The organism is Micromonospora sp. NPDC004551, from assembly GCF_040609975.1.
Classification (GTDB): domain Bacteria; phylum Actinomycetota; class Actinomycetes; order Mycobacteriales; family Micromonosporaceae; genus Micromonospora.
Map to the genome: position 1 here is coordinate 157,631 of NZ_JBEXLM010000011.1, position 18,131 is coordinate 175,761.

Annotated in this window: 9 protein-coding genes; 1 reads left to right on the forward strand and 8 read right to left on the reverse strand. The window is 70.1% G+C overall.

Annotated features, from left to right (window positions below):
• Nucleotides 1-223 precede the first annotated feature (223 nt).
• The 5 genes from ABZW14_RS15900 to ABZW14_RS15920 all read right to left on the reverse strand — a co-directional run bounded on the left by ABZW14_RS15900 (nucleotide 224) and on the right by ABZW14_RS15920 (nucleotide 8,074).
• Entirely contained in the window at nucleotides 224-2,665 is a 2,442-nt protein-coding gene (locus ABZW14_RS15900) for a M14 family zinc carboxypeptidase (RefSeq protein WP_355346126.1), read from the reverse strand.
• A gap of 301 nt (nucleotides 2,666-2,966) precedes the next feature.
• Complete coding sequence (locus ABZW14_RS15905; protein ID WP_355346129.1) at nucleotides 2,967-3,863, reverse strand: hypothetical protein; 897 nt, start codon at nucleotides 3,861-3,863, stop codon at nucleotides 2,967-2,969.
• A 94-nt stretch (nucleotides 3,864-3,957) separates the two neighbouring features.
• Nucleotides 3,958-6,111, reverse strand: a complete 2,154-nt coding sequence (locus tag ABZW14_RS15910; RefSeq protein ID WP_355346132.1) for an MMPL family transporter — start codon at nucleotides 6,109-6,111, stop codon at nucleotides 3,958-3,960.
• Nucleotides 6,112-6,263: 152 nt separating this feature from the next.
• Nucleotides 6,264-6,854, reverse strand: coding sequence for a hypothetical protein (locus tag ABZW14_RS15915; protein WP_355346135.1), 591 nt, complete (start codon nucleotides 6,852-6,854; stop codon nucleotides 6,264-6,266).
• A 38-nt stretch (nucleotides 6,855-6,892) separates the two neighbouring features.
• The gene (locus ABZW14_RS15920; RefSeq protein ID WP_355346138.1) at nucleotides 6,893-8,074 is read right to left on the reverse strand and encodes an L-histidine N(alpha)-methyltransferase; all 1,182 of its coding nucleotides are present in this window, start codon (nucleotides 8,072-8,074) and stop codon (nucleotides 6,893-6,895) included.
• 173 nt (nucleotides 8,075-8,247) lie between these two features.
• Between ABZW14_RS15920 and ABZW14_RS15925 the strand changes: the two genes are divergently transcribed.
• A complete protein-coding gene (locus ABZW14_RS15925) occupies nucleotides 8,248-8,601 on the forward strand; it encodes a nitroreductase/quinone reductase family protein (protein ID WP_091269488.1) in 354 nt (117 codons plus the stop codon).
• Between the two features lie 51 nt (nucleotides 8,602-8,652).
• On the opposite strand, the gene ABZW14_RS15930 is transcribed toward ABZW14_RS15925, so the two are convergent.
• The 3 genes from ABZW14_RS15930 to ABZW14_RS15940 form a co-directional block, all read right to left on the reverse strand.
• On the reverse strand, nucleotides 8,653-14,841 hold the full coding sequence (locus ABZW14_RS15930) for a S8 family serine peptidase (protein WP_355346142.1): 6,189 nt from the start codon (nucleotides 14,839-14,841) through the stop codon (nucleotides 8,653-8,655).
• Between the two features lie 15 nt (nucleotides 14,842-14,856).
• On the reverse strand, nucleotides 14,857-15,018 hold the full coding sequence (locus tag ABZW14_RS15935) for a hypothetical protein (RefSeq protein WP_355346145.1): 162 nt from the start codon (nucleotides 15,016-15,018) through the stop codon (nucleotides 14,857-14,859).
• 73 nt (nucleotides 15,019-15,091) lie between these two features.
• Complete coding sequence (locus ABZW14_RS15940; RefSeq protein ID WP_355346148.1) at nucleotides 15,092-18,052, reverse strand: AAA family ATPase; 2,961 nt, start codon at nucleotides 18,050-18,052, stop codon at nucleotides 15,092-15,094.
• Nucleotides 18,053-18,131: the final 79 nt, after the last annotated feature.

Below are 18,131 nucleotides of genomic sequence, written 5' to 3' on the forward strand. Positions count from 1 at the left end.
CGGCCAGTCAATACCTGTCAAGAACCTGCACAGGCAATAGTGCCCGCAACAACAATTGTCATCCGGAGCTCGAACGCAGCGACAGCCGGACGACGGCTGCCAGACCGATCGGGCATGATCGCTTGCGCCCGGATGCGTCAGCACTTCGTATGGGGCCGCCGTCCGCACGCTGCCGGCCGCCGACCCGTGGTCGGCGGCCACCAGCGTTCAAGCGGCGCATTGCCTACTGGACGCCTACCGTCTGCTTGTTGTAGTTCTTGCCCTCGCCGTCCGGCTTGTAGTTGCCCTCCACGTTGCCGGCGATGTCGATCGAGAACCAGTTCACGGTCGTGTCGCTGTTCACCGTGATGCTCTGGACCCCCTCACGCATCCCCGCCAGGGCCACCTTCGGCGAGCTGTACGTAGGCCGACTCCCATCAAGCGTGTAGTACACGTTCGCCGGCTCGCTAGTGCTGAAGGTGAAGGCGGTAGACCCAGCCTCCTGCTTGACAATCTTCAGCGACGTCTTCGGCTGGATCTTGTCCGTCGCGTACGCCCGGGCCACCTCGAGAATGGCGATGTTGCCGTTGGCGAACTCCATCGCCTCCTCGTGCCCCTCGGCGAACGGCGGCTGGAACCCGACCGCGCTGAACCGCCCGGTCTCCGGGTTGTAGATGTCGGCGCCGACCTCGAAGTCCCAGCCGATGATGCCCCGGTTGTACCAGTGCTCGTCGGCGCTGTTGCCGGCTGCCGAGTAGAGCACGTCGGTCACCGGTCCGGTGCGGCCCGGCCAGATCGCCGTGCCTCGGTATTCCTGGACCCGGGAGAGGATGTAGTCCGAGGAGGTCCAGAAGTATGCCTCGGTGCCCTGGTCGACCCGCGGCAGCACCTCGCGCCCCTCGGCCTTGTACGCCCCGGGCGGCCACATGAAGTACCCGCCGTAGGAGTGGGTGTTCATGGAGAGCTTGATGTTCGGGAAGGTGTCGACCAGCCAGACCTCGTTGCGCGCCTCCGGCTCGGACAGCTCATTCGGCCCGGCGAAGGTGTCGCTGGTGCAGCTGGTCGCCGACGCGCCGACGTAGCCGTCGAAGACGGAGCCGACGGAGAAGTTCCGGTTGATGTCGACGCCCCAGGCGTTGCGGCGGCCGGGGTCGGCGTTGGCCGCCGGGCAGTAGTTGGTCATGTTCCGGCGCTGCATGTTGTAGTCGTACATGCTGTAGTGCGCGCCGTCGGGGTTGACGACCGGCAGGATGAAGATGTCCAGGTCGTCGACGATCTTGCGGGTGTCCGGGTCCTTGGCGTAGTTGCGCAGCAGCCGCTCGGCCGACTCGACGCAGACCAGCGGGGTGACCCATTCCCGGGCGTGTTCCTGGCAGTAGAGGAAGACGCCGACCTTCGAGCCGTCGCGGTGCTTGCCGATGCGCAGCACCTTCATCTGGAACGGCTCGCGGGACACGCTCGCCGGCGCCTTCAGGTTGTCGGTCAGCTGGGTCACCGGAGCGGCGGCCACCACGCCGGTGCCGGCGTTGCCCCGGTACGTGCTGGCGGTGAGCAGCTTGGCTGCGTCGGCGTTGGCGTTGACCGCGGCGACGACCTGCGCGGCCGTGCTGGTGATCGCGCCGGAGCCGTTGGTGGCCAGGCTGACCGTGACGGCCTTGCCGGACACGCTGACGGTCAACGGGGCGTTGGCGGTGCCCGGGTTGACCAGCGCCATGGTGATGTCGTTGCCGCCCTCGGAGCCGTACGCCGTGGAGGTGACGTAGACGGTGCTGGCCGCGGCGGTGCCGAACTGCGCCTGCGCCTGGCGCCGGTAGCCGTTCGTCTTGTACGGCAGGTTGATCAGCTCGGTGAGCCTCGGGAACTCGGCGGCCAGGCCGGTGAACCGGGCGGTGACCTCGGTCGGGTCCATGTAGTGGTCGACGAAGTCCGACACGTACGGGTGCTTGCCGGGGTCCTTGCGCGGGCTGCCCAGCCACTTGGCGACGTCGACGGTGACCGAGGCGCCCTTGTTGCTGGTGATGGTGGCCTTGGCCGGTGCGGCGGTGATGGGGACCGGGTTGCTGAACCGGTGGTACATGTACTGGCCGGCGTCGGTGAACCGCGACATGGTGGCGGTGCCGCCGGAGCCGATGGCCGTGCCGGATCCGCTGTCCCAGCTGGCCGTCAGCACCGTCGTCGAGTCGGTGCCGGCGCTCGACTTCACCTCGATGTTGAGGAAGAGCTGGTTGTCGAGGCTGGTGAACCATTCGGCCCGCAGCACGGTCAGGGTGTCGGTGGTGGCGGTCGCCGCCGTCGCGGCGCGGATGGCGGCGGACCGTTCGGCCATGTTCTGCGCGTAGTCGCTCTGGTCGGAGATGGCGTCCTGGACGTCAAAGCCCTTGTCGCGCAGCGCCTGGCTCTCCTCGGGGCTGAGGATGGCGTGCACCTCGATGCCGTTGTCGGCGGGCTTGACGTACTCGGCGAGGTCAACGCCGAGTTGGTTGAGGCGGTCGATGCCGGACTTGTCGGCGACGACGATGCGCATGAGGCCGACGCCGTTCTGTTCGCCGGTCGAGGACCGGTCGGGGGCGACGGTGTTGTCTGTCGTGGGGTTGGCGAGGCCGGGGGCGCTGACGGCGAGCGCCAGCGGTAGGGCGAGCAGGGCCAGGAGTCGACGCGGGTGATTGGACCTTCTTGCACTCCTCATGAGAGTCCTTCCGGCGAGGCGATCCAGAAGGCCGCGCAGTCGAGGCGTCGGGGTAGGTCACCCCCGGCTGCCGCAGCTACACAAAGGGTCGTCGCCGTCTCACCGTCAGTCAAGATCTATGGTGGCCCGCGTCCGCTCGGATTTCGTCCACCCGCAAATGGTGGCTGCAGCGTGGTCGGCAGAGGTGGCGTCCAGTTTGACGCCGCCTGCGTCGAACTGGACCGCCACCCCGCCGCACGCCGGCGTCCAGCACGTGAACGAGGTCGACGCGGGGAGGGGCCGAGCCGGGACAGCGTGACGGTCAGCCGGTGATGGTCAGCTGCACCGGCCGGCCCTGCGTCACCTCCAGCACTGCCCGCTCCCCCAGTGGCCGCGACAGCGTGAGGGTGGCGCTGCGCTCCGCTCCGATGTCCCCGCATGCCTCGTCCTTGGCGTGCCGGTACTCGATGACGATCACGACGACCGCCAGGTCCGACTCGACCGCCTCGGCGCTGTAGTCGGCCCCGCACGGCTTGCTGCCGGGGCCGGGTACGCCGGTGAACGTGACGGTCAGTTCGCTGCGCGCGGTCGTGGTGGTCGCCGACTCGATCGCCAGCCCCTCGTGCGGGTGCTCGGCGTCCCAGGGCGGTGGGGTCACCCGGACGATGGCCGAGAGATCCACCGCCACCCGCGCCAGCCGCACGGCCGTTCCGGCGAGGGTGTATTCCCACGCCGGGGCGGTCGCCGGGCCGCGGGTGGTCGGGACCGTCATCGTGGTCAGGCGAGCCCCGGTGAGCTTGAGCGGCGTGCAGCCGGAACAGTCGCCCGTGCCCGCGGCACGCAGCTGCGCCAACGCCCTGTCCGCCGAGATCAACGGCACGTCCCGACGGTTGCCGTCGGCCCAGACGATGGTGCCCGCCGACGTCGGAGCCCCGGGCAGGGTCGAGGCGGCCTCGACGCGGCCGGCCGACAGGGCTTCCTTATAGGACCCGTTCGCCGGTTCCCAGTCGCCGAGTTGGCGGGTCAGCTCCCCGACCGGAACGAAGGGCGCACCTCCCGCGGCGCGAACCGCCTGGTCGTACCGGGTCAGGGCGCCGTCTGCCTGCTGGCGCAGCCCGTCGCGCGGGTCGGCGGCGGGGCTGTTCCCGGCGGACCCGCAACCACCGAGCAGGGCCACGACCGTGATCCAGGCCAGCGCCCGCCGCCGGTGCATGCGCACTGTCTCCACCTCCTTGAGACGCCCGTACGCCGGTCCGGGTTGCGCCTAACCGCGATGTACCGGCGGCGGCCTGCTGGAACCTCGGGTCCTGCGCCTACGCCTCCGCGACGGTCGCGGGCTCCGGCGCCGCGTGCCGCCCGTTGGCCGGCCGTTCATCGCCATGCCCCGGCCACCAGGCCTTGTGCCCGATCAGCGCCGTCAACGCCGGCACGAAGAACATCGACATGACGAACGCCGACAGCACGATCCCGATCGCGACGGCGAAGCCCATCTGCTGCAGGAACGAGATCGGTGCCAGCATCAACACCCCGAAGGTCCCGGCCAGGATGAGGCCCGCTGCGGCGACGGTCGGCCCCGCATGCTCCACGCCGATGGCGGCGGCCTCGTGCGGCTCGTTGCCCTCGCGAGCCTCCTCCCGCAGCCGGGCGATCATGAGGATGTTGTAGTCCGTCCCGATCGCCACCACGAACAGGTACAGGATGATCGGCAACTGGAAGGTCACCCCGGGCTTGCCCTGGAGCCCCTGGAAGAGGTAGACCGTCGCCCCCAGCGTCGCGGCGAAGTTGAGCAGCACCGCGATCACCAGGTAGATCGGCGCAACGAGGCTGCGCAGCAGCAGCGCGAGGATCAGCGCGATCAATCCGGCCGCGACCGGCAGGATCACCGACAGGTCGCGGTTGTTCGCCGAGTTGATGTCGGCGAAGATCGCCGTGGTCCCGCCGACCAGCGCCTTGGTGCCGGGCGGTGCCGCCGCGTGTACGGCGTCGCGCAGGTCATCGCGGACGAGCGTGATCGCCTCGTTGGAGACCGGGTTCTCGTTCAGCAGCAGGTTGACCCGGGCCACGCTCGGGTCGCTGCTGCGCTCCGGCGGCTGCGCCTGGCCCACGCCGGGCGCCTTCGTCACGGCGGCGGCGAAGTCGGTGACCTGCTGCTCGGTCAGTGGCGTCCCGTTGCCGGTGGTCAGGTAGACCTCGGTGGGGGCGAGGGCGCCGGCGGCGAAGCCGCGCTGCAGGTCCTTGGCGGCCTTGGCCGACTCGGTGTCCTGCGGGAAGCCGGCGCTGAAGTCGTAGTCGGCTTTGTAGCTGAGCACGCCCGCGGCGAGCGCGATCAGCACGATGCCGGAGGCCGCCGCGACGAGGGCGGGGCGGCGGCCGACGGTGGTGCCGAGGCGGCGCGACAGGGTGGCCTTGGGGGCGCGCTGCCATGCCTTGGAGGGCCAGAAGACGTACCGGCCGAGCAGGGAGACGACGGCGGGGATGAGGGTGAGCGAGGTGATCAGCATGACGGCGACGGCGATGGCGAGCGCCGGGCCGAGCGAGCCGAAGAAGCCCAGGGAAGCGAGGAGCAGCACGAGGAACGCGACGATGACGGCTCCGGCTGCCGAGGTGATGACCTCGCCGACCCGCTGGACGGAGACGATCATCGCGGTGCGCTTGTCGTCGCCGGCGCGCAGCCGTTCGCGGTAGCGGAAGAGCAGGAACAGGATGTAGTCGGTGCCGATGCCGAACAGCACGATCAGCAGGATCGTCTGCAGGTCCTGGCTCACGTTGAGGTCGAACGCCTTGCCGGCGGCGGCGACCAGCCCGGTGGTGATGGTCAGGACGGCGCTGACGACCACGACGGGCAGCAGCGCGGCGATGGGGCTGCGGAAGATGATCAGGATCAGTCCGATGATCAGAATGATCGTCGCGACGCCGACGACGGCGAAGGCCTTGTTGAAGGTGTCCTCGTTGTCGACGAAGCTGGCCACGTCGCCGGCCACGCCGGCGGTCAGCCCGCTGCCGGCCAGCTCCGGGCCGAGGGCGGCGCGCAGGTCGCGTACGGCGTCGAGCAGCGCCGGGTCGTCGGGGGTGGCGGCGTCGAGGCCGACGTTGACCACCTGCACCGACTTGTCGGGCGCGACGGCCGGCGGGCCGGTCATGTAGCCGGACGTCCGCGGGATGTTGCGGGCCTTGAGCGACTGGGCGACCTGACCGACCTTCGCCTCGTCGGCGGGGGTGAGTTTCTGCCCGTCGGCGCGCTTGACCACGATCGTGGCGGTGGCGGTGGCCTGCTGCGGGAACGCCTTATGCCCGAGCTCGGTGGCCTGCACCGACTCGTAGGTGCGGGGCAGGAAGCTCTCCTGGTCGGCAGAGGTGATGTCGCTCAGCGACGGCGTGGTGAGGATGATCGCGGCGGCCGCCACCACCCAGCCGGCGATCACCCACCACGCCTTGCCCACGACGAATCTGCCCAGGCGCTCGAACATGGTCTTCCCCCGATTGTTCGGCTCAACTGCTGTCCGGAGCCCAGATCACCCATGGGCCCGGCCGTCACGGTGACGGCAGCCTTCATTACCCGCTGTGCATCGTACCGTCGGGGTGCAATCCTTTTCGGACGCCGCACCGCTGTGCTGGGCCTCTATCGGGGGTTACGCAGCGCAATCAGGGGTGGCGTGGCCAGCAGGGCGTTCAGGTGTTCCTGCATCCGTTCCAGCGGGCCGTCGGCGCTGTGCAGCCCCTGGTGCAGGTCGTGGAGCACGTCGTCGGATCCGTTGGTGAAGGCCAGGATCTCGGCGAGGGAGAGCTGGTGGTTGAAGACCTCCGCGTCGTTGCGCCAGTCGTGCAGCATGCCGGCCAGCGCCTCGTCGCGGCGTGGGGACAGCACCGCCGAGGACAGGACGGCGTTCACCGCCGACAGGTTCATCCGGGGGTAGACCTGCCGGCGGGCCGGCTGCGCGGCGCCCGCGGAGAAGGGCGGGGAGGTGAGGATCTTCCGGTTGTCCCGCAGCTCCTCCCCGATGGCCTGGAGTGCCTCCGCGCGTCGCTCCCGGCCGGCGGCCCACCGTTCGGCGACGATGCCGGTGATGCCGCCGAGCAGGCCGAGGATCTGCACGGTCGGCTCGAAGCTCGACGTGCCGGTGGACCGGGTCCACCAGACGGCGCTGACGACGAAGGCCACCGTGAGGCTGCCGGCGGTGACCAGCATGATCCAGGTGCGGGGCGCGGTCACCCAGGACGGCAGGGGCGCTGGGCGAGGCCGTCCGCCCGTCATGTGCCGGGGCGGCGGAAGACGTCCCGGGCGGCCGTGTCGTGGCCGTTGCCGCCTTCGCTGCTCGACAGGAGCATGAGGTCCATGCCGAACCGGCGGGCCCGCTCGTACGCCTGGAACTGCGTGAACGCCTCGCTCTCGACGAAGAGGCCGGCCTTGGCCAGGGCGGCCGCCAGGGCCTTGAGCTGATATTTCCGGGTGATCAGGAGCCGGATGGTGTCGCCGCTGGGGAAGTGCACCTCGCTGCGGTTCGGGAGCACGATCTTCAGGTCCTCGGCCGACTTGTTGCAGTAGATCACCTTGATGACCAGTGACCGCCCCTCCTCGACCACCCCCTCGAAGCGGACGTAGTTCATGTTCACCGAGAGGTCGGTGTTCTGGCGCAGTGCGCTGATGACGAATTCGCGGAACACCCAGCTGGTCTCGTATTCCCGGGCGGCCTGCTGCGCCATCCGGTCGTCGAGGTGGGAGGCGGTGGCGACCTCGATCATCAGCCGGTCCTGCGGGCGCAGGAGTTGCCGGCTCAGGCGCTCGACCAGCTCGACGTCCTCGTCGAAGTTTGCCATCGTGTTGCCGAGCAGCGAGAACAGCACCGGCTCGTCGCCGATCAGCCGGCCGCGAAGTTCGTTGAGCTCGGCCACGTTCTCCTCGACCGAGAAGTCGAGTTGCACCGGCAGCAGTTGATTGCGGAACTGCCGGAAGAACGGCAGCGCCTTTATCGGCTTCAGGCCCAGGCGCAGCATTTCCGCGCTCATGTCGACGGGCACGTAGTACATTTCCGGGTTCGCCTGCTGGAGATCGGCCAGCACCACGGCGTCCTTCTCCCCGGTGCCGGGCCCGAGGCTGATGTAGTGGTAGGGCCGGCCGTTGTGCCGGGCGTGCAGGTTGCGCCAGCGCCGGCTGAAGGTCTCGATCCCGTCCCGCATGACCGGATAGTTGGGGTCCGTGCAGGCCCGCTGCCAGTTGACCGCCGGTTCGATGCCCCAGTACGAATAGCCGGACACGATCCGCTTCTCGTCACCGGTGGACGAGAACGGGCGCTGCAGCTCGGCGGCCAGTTCGTTGAGCTTGCGGGACTGGTCCTCACCGACCAGGCACAGCGACCAGGAGAACTCGGTTTCCGAGATGACCTTCTCGAGCCTGCGAAGAAGCTTCAACTGTTCCCTGGCCTGCTGATCCATGCTGTGCCATCCCCCGAGCGAGGTCGGACCGGTCCCCCATGCTCCGCCCGCCAACCTTACAGCGGCAAAGTCTCCTCAGTGGACCGCGAACCGGCGGTGACGAGGTCGCGGAAACCCCCGACGGCCCGGCGTGCGAACGCCTAGCCTGGCGAAAAAGGCGCAAGGGGGAAATCGTGGCGAACGCGGTCTGGGACGCCCTCGATGGGGTCCGCGAGGTCGAGATCACCGTGACCGGCCGCAGGACCGGCCGGCAGATCACCCACCCGGTGTGGTTCGTGCTGGACGAGGACAGCGTCTTCCTCGTTCCGGTGACCGGCTCGGACAGCCAGTGGTACAAGAACGTCCGGCAGACCCCGATGATCGAGGTGTCGGCGAACGGGACGGCATTGAGTTCGAGTGCCACCCCGATCACCGAGGCCGACCGGGTCAATCACGTGGTGGAGCTGTTCAAGGCCAAGTACGGCGCCGACACGGTGGAGAGCTACTACCCCAAGCACGACGTGGCGGTCCAGGTCCCGCTCGGGTAGTCGGAGCCCCCCCGGCGATCCTTTCCCGGGGAGGCTCCGACCACCGCTATCTCACAGGCGCGGGTCCTCCTGGACCTTCAGGGCGTTGAGGATCGGGTCGCTCTCGCCGATCTCGCGGCGAAGCTCGATCTTCAGATCGCCACCGGCGTGCTCGACGGTGACCGTGTTCATGTCCACGGTCAGCGCACCCACCTTCGCCTGCACGTCGTGGTCGTACAGCACGACCTTGCCGTCGGCCAGAACATCGAAGGCACACTTGCCGGCCTTGACCTTCTCGATCTCCGCGAAGTCGAGGCCGATCCGGTACGTCCCGGCGGGGGCGTTCTTGAACACGTAGCTGAACGTCTCGCCGGTCCGCTGGGTGCGGAACAGCGCGTCGTCCTCGGTGCCGGCGATGTCGGCCTTGGTGGCACGCGCCGTGCCGCCGACGTAGCCCCACGGCCGCGAGCCGAGCGCCTGGTCGGGCGACCAGATGAAGCCATCGGCACCGACGTGCCCGGATCCGCCCGCGTCGACGCCCTTCCAGTAGGCCGAGGTCGCCAGGCGGACCGGCTTGAGCTGGGCCTCGCCCTTGCCGGCGTTCGACGCCACGAGCACGTCCCCGACGAGCACGCCGGGCTGGACGCCGGCGTTGTCGGCCGTCGCCGTGACCGTGGTGGACTCCCCGGCCGCCAGCGTGACCGTGCCGGTTGCGGCCGGGCCCGTGAGGGTCAGCCACGGAAGGTCGGCGGCCTCGTGCCCGCCGTCGCTGGTGCGCTGCTGCTCGCTGAGCCGCACCTGGAGCGGGGCGGAGCCGGTGTTGGTGACGGTCACGTCGGCCGTCGCCTTCTGGTCCTTGTCGAGGAGCCAGTCGAAGTCGCCTCCGGTGACGGTGGCGATGCCCGTGGTCAGCGCCGTATCAAGCACCTCGGCCTGATCCTTCTTGGCGATGGTCACCGGGTGGCTGGCGGTGACGTAGTTCGGCGCCGACACCTCCACGGTGTTCTCGCCGACCAGCGCCTGAGCCTTCCACCGGCCCTTCGCGTCGGCCGTGATGACCCGCTCCCCGGCCGGTCCCTTGAGGGTGACGATCGCGCCCTCGATCGGCTTGCCGTCGTTCTTGTCGGTGACCGTGCCCTCGATCGTGCCCGCGGCCGGGAGGGTGTACTCCAGGCCCAGGCCGGCCTTCAGGACGGGCTGGTTGTAGGAGTGCTGGCCCGCGGGGTTGCGCGTCAGGCTCTCCACGCCGACCGTCGCCGACGACCCCCGGGTGAGGGGGTTGTCGCCGCCGACGCCGTCGCCGTACCCGATCTGGATCCGTCCGTCGGCGATCAGGGTGACCGAGAAGCTCACGCGAGCCGTCCGGTCGTTGTAGAAGGCGACGTTGCGCCAGTCGATGACCTCAGCGGCCACGCCGTCGACCTCGGTCCTGCCGAAGTAGATGCCCGCCTCGTCGTCGACGACGAGGTCGTCCCAGAACGGATAGATCGCGTCGATCGGGTACCGCGACGGCAGTGCCGTGTTGCTGCCCGACGTGTAGGCGCGGTCGAAGGTCAGCGTGCCGTTCGTCGTCACGCACACGCCGTCCCAGGCCGTGTCGTAGAACGGGAACAGGAAGCTGGAGTCGAACCACAGCACGCCGCAGAGGTCATCGCCGTGCCACCCGGACTCCTCCGTGCCCTGGCGGTAGAGCCCCTCGGTCACCTTCATCGAGTACGAGCGACCGGCGGGGGCCACCGGCACGGGGCCCGGCTCCGGCTGCTCGGGCTGGGGCTCCGGCTCCGCCGTGTCTGCGCGCGGGTCGAGCGTGACACGCAGCGCGGCGATGGTCGGGGCTTTCAGGCCCTTCGAGCCCCGCAGCTCCACGGTCAGCGGGCCGCCCTCGTGCTTCACGACGGCGGTGCGCCAGTCGGCGGCGTTCGGCCCCACGGCCGCGGCCGCGTCGTACGCGTAGTCGGTCAGCGTTCCGTTCACGAGGACGTCGAACACCCGCTTGCCCGTGGCCGCCTTCTCGATCTCGGCGAACCCGAGGTCGATGGCGTAGGTGCCCTTGGGTGCGTCCGGGAAGCGGTAGGTCAGGTCCTTGTCCGGCGTGGTGCGCTGGGACTGGAACAGGGCGTCGTCCGTCGTGCCTTCGATCCCGGACTCCGTGGAGGCGACCTTCGTCTTCCCCTCGTAGCCCCACGCCGTCTTGCCGGCGGCCTGGTCGGCGGACCAGGTGTAGCCGGAGCCGTCGGTGAACTTCGGGCCGCCGGCGTTGACGCCGACCTGGTACTTCGTGGTCGTGAGCGTCACCGGGACGTAGGTCTTGGACTGGCGTCCGGAGTCGGACCTCACCACGATGTTCGCCCCGAGGACCCCTGGCTTGGCGTCCTTCGAGGAGATCGAGACCTTGACGGTGGTCGACTGGCCCGGGGCGAGGGTGCCGCCGGTCGAGGACAGCGACAGCCACGGCAGGTCGGTGAGCAGGTCGTCCTCGACGTCGACCAGCACGACGTCGTCGGCGATCTGGTCGGCCGCCCACAGCGCCCCGGTCGAGTCGGTCTCGAGGCCGCCGCCCTGGCCCGCCTTCTGGCCGGGGAACCACCACGCGTTGACCAGCGAGCAGTCGTCGGGGTCGACCTGCAGCAGGCGGGTGGGCCGGTTCGAGGTGAGGTCGGTGTACCAGATGGTGTCCGACGCCTGGTTGTAGGCCAGGCCCATCACCTCGGGCAGCGGCGGTGCGCAGAAGGACAGCAGCGCCCCCGCGTTGTCGTGCGACGTGCCGGCGACGGTGCCGATCATGCCGTTCGCCCGGCCGCCGACGTAGAACACGTCCTCCGCCGGGTTGTAGGCGAGACCGGTCAACTGCAGCGTGGACCAGTCACCCCTGATCTGCCGGGTCTCCTTCCCGGTCTCCCGGTCGAAGCAGTGGATGTAGCTGGCCGGGCTGTCCTCCATCTGACACATGTCACCGGTCTTGGTGTCGAGCGCCATGTCGAACGCCCGGTAGGCGGGGTTCCACGACGCGTCGAAGACCTTCCCGGTCCGCTTGCCCGTCACCGTGTAGGCGGTGTTGGTCCGCGCGATGTAGTCGTGGACCCAGACGTCACCGTCGTAGCCGATGCCGGAGGGCTCCTTCTCCTGGATCGTGCCCGGGATGGGAATGCGGGTGATGACCTCACCGCCGGCGGTCGGGCCGACCTTGCCGGCCGCCTGTGCTTCCGCGGCGCTGGACGTCGCCGCCTTGCCGTCGACGTTCGACGGCTTCATGCCGCTCGCACCGCTCTTCCAGGCGGTGAGGTCGATCGTGCTGGCCGCACCCGTCCCGGTGCGCGTGGTGGCGCCGGCGGCGTCGAGCTCGGGGTGGCGCGCGGCCTCGCCCAGGTCGTACGTGAGTGGCGCGGAGCCGTTGTTGGTCAGCGTCAGCGAGCCCACGCCGTTCTGGTCGGTGCCCAGCAGCGCCTCGAGGCCGTCGGCCTTCAGGCCGGCGACACCCGTGGTCAGACGCGCGTCGATCTTGGCATTCGCGTAGAGCTTGTCGAGGGAGAAGGGGTACGCCGCGGTCGTGTAGTTCCGCGCGTCGACCGTCATGGTGTAGTCGCCCACCGGGAGCTGACGGTGCACGATGCCCGTCCCGCCAGTGGTGACGGTCTCCACGAGCCCGTTCTTGTTCGTGAACGAGACCTTGGCCCCGGCCACCGGCAGCCCGTCGTTCTGGTCGACGACGGTCGCGTCGAGGTAGCCCCAGTCGGGAAGGTCGTAGGTGACGATCATCCCGTCGTGCAGCACCGGGGCGTTGTCGGAGAACCGGATGCCGTCGAAGCCGGCCCAGCCCTGGATGCCGGTGATGGTCTTGGCGCCGGCGGTCACCGGGTCGTCGGTGCCGATGCCGTCGCCGTACCCGAAGATCACCTTGCCCGAGCGGGTGAGCGTGGCCGAGTAGTTGACCGGCTCCGTGTACTCCGACCGGATCGGGTAGGCCCAGATCTTGGCGTTACGGAACTCGACGACGAACGCGTCCTCGCCGTCGACCTTGGTGGCTGCCGTGAAGACGCCGCCGCCGGGGGCGAACTCGACGGGGGTCTGGACGTAGAACGGGAAGACGCCCGCACCGCCGCTGCCGGGTCCGGTGCTGGTGTCCGGGGAGACCACGCCGCGCAGGCTGATGCCGAGGGTGTCGTGGCTGCCGTTGTAGAGCGCGATCGGGAACGGCAGCTTCACCGTCGCCCACACACCGCTGGTGAACGCGACCTTCTCGGTGCCGCGCAGGTACTCGCCTTCGGACACGGCGCAGCTGTAGCCGCCCTCGTCGACGACGAGCCCGACCGGGATCTCGCGCGACTCGTTCTGCGCGCCGACGGTCAGCGGGACCGTCGTGGGTGAGAAGCAGGCGTTGGGCTTGATGTTCAGGGCGTACGCGCCCTCGGGGACGGCGCTGATGGTGAACGCGCCGTCGGCGTCCGTGCGTACCGGCTTCAGCGGCGTGTCCTTGACGGAGACGTCGGCGTTCGGGACGGGCCGCTTCCTGTCGTCGACGACCCTGCCGCTGATGTCGTGCTTCGCGGCGGCCGTGAGGGGCAGCGTGACGGAGGTGTCCTGGCCGAGGGTGATCGTGACGTTGGCGGTCGCGGTCAGGTAGCCGAAGACCTTGGTGCTGAGCTGGTAGTCGCCGACCGGGAGGTTCGTGGTGAACCGGCCGTCCTTGTCGGTTCCGATCGACCGGCTGAACGGCCCGCTGATCGTCACGTCGGCGGCGGGGACCGGGGCGCCGTCAGCGGTGACGACGCCGGTGAGGGTGCCGCCCTGCCGGGGCGCGAGCTCGAGCAGGCGGACGAGGTCGAGCCGGCCTTCGCCGTACTTGTTGTTGATCTCGGCGGTGCCGCCGCACTCGGTGTCGTCGACGTCGACGGCCGACTCGCCGAGCAGCCGGCGGGTCTCCTCGACCTGCCCGATGAGGGTCGGGTCGTAGCTCCACAGCGCCGCGACGGCGCCGGCGACGTGGGGGGCCGCCATCGAGGTGCCGGACATCTCGGTGTAGCTGTTGCCCGGGTAGGACGAGCGGACGAAGTCGCCCGGAGCGGAGATCTCGGGCTTGATCCGGCCGCCTTCACCCTCGCCCTTGCGGGAGAACGACGCGAGCGTGCCGTCCGAGGAGTAGGCGCCGACGGAGTAGGCGCTCTCGGCGGAGCCGGGCGAGGAGACGGTGTCGCAGGCCGCGTACGGCGTGGTGTTGCCCGACGACCAGACGCTGAAGATGCCCGCGGCGCTCCAGGCCTCGTCGATGGCCCGGAAGAAGTCGTCGAAGTTGTGCTCGACGGTCTGGCCCCACGAGTTGTTGATGACGTGGGGGCGCTTGGACGGGTCAGGGTTGTTTCCCTGGACGTCGGTCGGGGCGAGCAGCCACCAGCCCGACCGCAGCAGCGACTCGACGCCGCTGCTGTCGCAGCAGCCGTTCGTCGCGATCCACTGCGCTTCCGGGGCGACGCCGACGTGGTTGGTGCCGTCGTCGCCGACCATGGTGCCCATGGTGTGCGTGCCGTGTCCGTTGTCGTCGCACGGCGCGCCCGTGCACGTGCCCCGGGTGGCCATCCAGTTGTAGTTGTGGTCGACGGTGCCGTCGGGCTTCAGGCCGCGGTACTGGTGCATCAGGGCGGGGTGGTCGAACTGCACGCCCGAGTCGAGGTTGGACACGGTGATGCCCGCGCCGGTGGCGCCCATGGCCCACGCCTCGGGTGCGTGGATGGCGTCCAGGCCCCACGTGGTGGTGCCTGCCTCGGCGGCGGCCTTCGGGGCGGCGGGGCGGGCAGCCTGGTCAGCGGGGACCTTCTCGTCCACGGGATCGACCAGCGCGACCTGCGGCGTCGCGTGGATCTCGGCGACCTGCACCTTCGAGGCCACGTCGAGGGCGAGCTTCTCGGTGCCGCCCTTGACGAGCACGGTGTTGGCGATCGGGTAGGAGGTGTACTTGACGCCTGCCCGGTCGAGTTCAGCGGAGACCGATGCCAGCGAGTCCTTCGCCGCCGCGGTCAACGCGTCGTAGACGAACTGACCGCGAGCGGTCCAGTCGGCGATCTTCTTCGCCGGCCCGAGGTCGGGTCTGGTGTCGAACGTGATCCAGAAGTCGGACGCCGGCTGCGCGCGGAAGCGGTCCTTCAGGCTCGACTCGATCTTCTTGGCGGCGGCGCCGGGATCCGGCTCGGCGGCGGACGCCGGTAACGGCTGGATCAGGCTCAGGCCGACCGCTGCGGCCAGCGATGCCGCGAGGGCTTTGAGTCTCATGCAAAGTCCTTCTGCCTACAGGGGTTGGTAGGGGTCGTGGCGCTCGTGCTCGTCGGCACCGTCGGCGTCGTGGGTGTCGAGGACGTCGGGGGCGCTGACGCGCGGCTCGCGCGACAGCTCGAGAGGTGGCTGGTGCTCGCCGGCGGAGTCGTCACGCGCGACAGGTCGATCAGCCATGCATTGGCCTACAGCGATGGATCATGCAGTCATGCTCGGCGGACGAGTGACCGCTCGCTATCCAGTGGATACGTCAATTTTCCCGGCGCGTCGCCGAGGGTTCCTCTTCTGCGAACACTCCGGCCTCCACCGCCTTGACCGCGAGCGCGGTCCGGGAGGTCACCTTCAACTTGCGCATCGCCGCGCGTAGCTGCTGATCCACCGTCGCCGGCGACTTGGCCAGGATCCGGCTGATCTCCCGGTTCGTCTTGCCGGCGACAACCAGTTGGACCACGTCGAGCTCGCGAGGTGAGAGCTGGTCGCCGTACCCTCGCCGGCCGCCGCGCCACAGTCGCGGGACCTCGGCGCCGTGTTCGCGAAGCCGCTGCGCGACACGGTCCGCGTCGCCGCGGGCGCCGAGCCTGAACAGTTGCTCGTACTGCGCGGCCAGCAGCTCGCGGCCTTGCTCGATCCGGCCCTGCGCGATGAGCGCCTCGGCTTGGCGCTCGCGGGCGAGCATGGCGTCGTAGGGACGCGGCAGCGCGCTCCAGGCATGCGCCGCCCGGTCGTAGGCCGTCGCCGCGCGGGCGTGGTCTCCGGCCGCGGCGAGCACCAGGGCGCGGCACACGGCGAGCGCGGCGCGAGGCGCGGGCGCCGTACGGCCCCGCAGTCCTCTGGCGAACTGGTCGCCCAGGCGGGTTGCGGCCGTCAGGTCGCCTGCGGCGAGATACGCCCCGATCCGGGCGGGGACGAGGTCCGTCGCCCAGACCCAGATGCCTTTCTTCCGGACGGTGTCCATCGGCTCGTCCGTGATCTGCAGCGCCCGGCCGCTGTTCCCGTCCGTCAGCCACAGTCGGGCCAGCGCGGCGGCGGCCTCCATCGTGTCGTCGGCTGCGCCGAGACGGGCGGACTCCTCGAGGACCAGCCGGAACTGCTCCTCCGCCGCGCGCCGCCGTCCGGCTGCGGCTGCCAACCGGGCGGCGAGGCGAATGCTGCCGAGGTAGTGCGCCGGCCGGTCCCGGTCGGCATCGGCGAGTGCGGCGCTGCGCTCCGCGAGGCCCTCCCACCAGCCGGTGAACCACGCCAGGTTGGCCTGTTCGAGTCGGACGTTGTGCTGCAACCGGGACGCCTGCTCGGCCTCGGCGAGGCGCATGGCCACGGCGAGGTGGTTCTCCGCGTCGGCGTACCGGCCCCAGATCAGCGCGCCGGTCCCGACATTCGCGTGGATGCGGGCCACGTCGAGACGCTCCGCCGAGCTCGCGCCGTCGACGGGCAGGCCGGCGACGACGTCCCAGGCCTCCTCTTCGCCGAGCATGAGCAACGCCGCGGCTCGGTTGCCGGCCAGGTTCAACCGCTCGGCGGGAGAATCGAATGCGGCGGCGAGTTCGGCGGCGCGATCCAGCCAGCGCCGGTGGGTCGACGCCGGCCACGGCCCCGCATACGCCCATCCCAGATAGGTCATCGCCCGAGCCGCCTCGACGGGGTCATGGTCGAGGTTGGCCACCGCCTGCTCCAGCTCGCTGAGTGCGGCCTGCGCCTCACCCCCGGTGATCAGGAGCCGGCCCAGCGGGTTGCGGATCTCGGCCTGCTGGCGGGCGGACAGACCGGGGGTCTCCAGCACCGAGCGCAGGGTACGGACCACACGGTGGTAGACCTCGTCGACCGGTTCACGCCGGCCCAGGGCGGCAACCCCGGCGATACGCGCGACCCGGGCCCGATCCGCCGGCGGCAGCACGGACCACGACAACAGATCGACCAGCACGTCGACCGCCCTGGTGTGGTCACCCGAGGCCATGGCCAGCTCGGCAACCTGCTCGGCGTACCGGGCCCAGGACTCCCGCTCGCCCGCCTCACGGAAGTGGTGGGCAAGGCGTGCCACCGGCGGCGGCTCGACGACCTCCAGGGCCCGCCCGGCCAGCAGGTGGAAGTGTCGACGGTCGGTCAACGGGATCGCTTCGTAGACCGCCGTGGCAACCAGCACATGCCGGAATCGCCACCGGCCGCGGTCGTCCCCGTCCAGGACGCCCGCGTCGGCCGCCTCCGCGACGGCGCCTCGACACGCCGTCGGCGACAGACCGGCGGTCATCGCGATCGTGGCCAGCGACGACCGCTCAGCCAACGTGGCCGCGGCCCGTAGCGCCTGCTGCGCCGTCGGCGACAGACGGCCCACCCGCTCCCGGGTGGAGTCGCGCACCGTTGGCGGCACCTGCAGCTCGCGTAGCTTCAGCCGGACCCACTGCCCGTCGCGGAAGACGAGGTCGGCACGGTCGCACATGAGGCGAACCGATTCCTCCAGCGCCAGCGGAACGCCACCGGTGCGCTCGTGCATGAACGTCGCGAACTCCTGCGACACCGGGTTGCCGTCCAGCATCGACGACACCAGCGCTGCCGTGTCATCGGGTCGCATCGGCGCCAGGGCGATCCTGAGCTGGGTCACGCCCGCGGGCAACCGGGAGGTCAGCCGCAGCAACAGCGATCCGTCGTCCACCTCCTCCGGCCGGTAGGAGAGCACGAGGCTCGGCCCGTCCGACTGCTGTCGGGAGGTGAGGAACAGCAGGAACTCCAAGGTCACCTCGTCGGCCCAGTGCGCGTCCTCGAGCACGAGAACGTCGACACGCAGAGCCCGCAGCAGCTCGTCCAGTGCGCGGAACAGGCGATGCCGTGCCGCCTTCGCATCGTCCAGGGGCGGCAGCGCGGGCGGCAGGTCCGCGGACCATTCCGGAAACAGGGGCCGTAACGCACCCGCGAGCTCGGTGAGCGGCAGTCGCGACACCGGGCGGTCGATCCCCTGAAACGCGTCGACGATCGGCCCCAACGTCAGCGACTCGCGAAGCGGCGGGCACACCGAGACCAGGGCCCTGCGCTGGTCCGGCCCGGCCAACCACTCCCGCAGCAGTCGGCTCTTCCCGATCCCCGCCTCGCCCTCCACCAGCACGATCGCCGGTGGCCGGGCCAGGGCGCCCCGAAGCGCCGTCATCTCCCGATCACGACCCACGAAATCCGGCGTGGAAACCGTCGGTGCGGTCCGTTCGTCCTCGGGCGAGGGGTCGAGCATGCGTGATGATCTCGCTTTTCGCTGCTCGGACGCAAGTACCAGCGCGGCGCGATCCACGTACGGAAGCGGAGGGCCGGGC